The organism is Actinomycetospora rhizophila (genome assembly GCF_042657905.1).
GTDB lineage: Bacteria > Actinomycetota > Actinomycetes > Mycobacteriales > Pseudonocardiaceae > Actinomycetospora > Actinomycetospora rhizophila.
This window is the reverse complement of the sequence record NZ_JBHSKG010000038.1, coordinates 1-1478: the sequence shown is the minus strand read 5'-3', so window position 1 is coordinate 1478 and position 1478 is coordinate 1. Positions and strand designations below refer to the sequence as shown.

Below are 1478 nucleotides of genomic sequence, written 5' to 3'. Positions count from 1 at the left end.
CGACATCCGCGCCTGGATCAAGGCCTGGAACGACGACCCCAAGCCCTACGTCTGGACCAAGACCGCCGACGAGATCCTCGACAGCATCGCCAACTACTGCCGGCGAATTTCTGACTCAGGACACTAGCGGCCCTGCAGCACGCAGTCGCCGCAGGTCCCGCCGCCGGGGACGCGGTAGTACAGGCAGCACGTCGTGCGCCGGAACCCCAGCCCGCTGGGGTGCTCGGGCTCGGGGACGAAGCGCCCGAGGCCCGCGAACGGCTCGTGGGCGAGCACGCCGCGGGCGAGCGCGAGGGCCGCGGCGTGCCGGTCGGGGCGCGCGGCCCCGAGCACCCGGACGGCCCCGCCGAGCGCCCCCGCCGCGTTCCCCCACAGCACCCGCGCGGACACCGAGGCGCGCGCCCGGAGGGCGGCGACCAGCGGCGCCACGTGCTCCTCGGCCAGCGCGCGGGCGAGCACCGCGGCGGCCTCCGGGTCGTCGGGCGCCCCGATCTCGACGCCGCTGAGCCGCTCGGGGTCGACCCACAGCGGGATCGGGCCGCCGGCCCACGGACGCGCGTGCAGCACCGTGGCGGGCGAGAGGTCGGGCAGCACGCCGGCCGCCGCGCAGGCGAGCAGCACCGACACCGACCGCGAGACCAGGGACTGGCCGAGCAGGGACGCCGCGATCCGCCGGTCCGCGCCGAGCCCGTCGGCCACCGCGGCGAGCCGCTCCTCGACCGGGTCGGGGCCGGCGGCCGGCACGGCCAGCAGGGTCGCGAGCGGGCGCCACGAGGGGTCGGCGCCCTCGGCCGCCCGCGTGGAGATCGCGAAGAAGCCGTCGACGGCGTCCGACTCGGCGAGGACCGTCCGGACGCGTCCGGTGTCGGTGACCCGCCGGCGGGTCGTCTCGCTGCTCACCGCCCCCATGCTGGCGGACGTGGCCTCCGGGGGCACGGGCGGCCACCGGGCGCGGGTCCGGTCTGCCGGGTTCCGGGAGGTCGGTCCTCCGCCGTTCGGGTCGCTTCGGTTAGGTTCGTCGCCATGCTCGACTCCGGCGTTCGTCTCGCCGCGGCCTCGCTCCCCGTCGGTGTCCCCGTCGTCGTGGGCCTCGTGGTGGCCGTGCTGCGCCGGCGGGACCTGCCCGCCGTGGCGACGCCGGCGATCGCCGGGCTGGCCGTGCAGCTCGTGGTGGTCCTCCTCTCGACCTTCCTCGTCGCCGCGACGTCGTTCGGCCTCGGCCTCACCCCGGAGACCCTGCTGCCGCTGTCCAGCGTGCTGGGCTTCGTCGTGATCCTGCTGCAGGTCGTGTCCTGGACGCTGCTGCTCCTGGCCCTGTTCCGCCGCCTGCCGCGCACGGCACCGACCGCGCCGCAGCGCGACGACCGCACCCCGACCGGGCGGCACGCCCTGCTCGACGACCGCGGCGACCAGGTGGTCGCGGAGGCGGGCACCGTGTTCCTGCCGGTCGGGGCTGCGGCGGTCGCCGCCGGCGCCCG

General features: G+C 77.3%; 2 protein-coding genes and 1 pseudogene. 2 read left to right on the top strand and 1 reads right to left on the bottom strand.

Annotated features, from left to right (window positions below):
• Positions 1 to 127 (top strand): annotated as a pseudogene (locus tag ACFPK1_RS32985) (IS630 family transposase); the annotation flags it as partial.
• On the opposite strand, the gene ACFPK1_RS32980 reads toward ACFPK1_RS32985, so the two are convergent.
• On the bottom strand, positions 124 to 900 hold the full coding sequence (locus ACFPK1_RS32980; protein WP_378025159.1) for a (2Fe-2S)-binding protein: 777 nt from the start codon (positions 898 to 900) through the stop codon (positions 124 to 126). The pseudogene ACFPK1_RS32985 and the gene ACFPK1_RS32980 sit on opposite strands and share 4 nt — an antisense overlap.
• A 123-nt stretch (positions 901 to 1023) precedes the next feature.
• Between ACFPK1_RS32980 and ACFPK1_RS32975 the strand changes: the two genes are divergently transcribed.
• Positions 1024 to 1478, top strand: a 455-nt coding sequence (locus ACFPK1_RS32975) for a hypothetical protein (RefSeq protein ID WP_378025158.1), incomplete at its 3' end; no start/stop codon positions are given.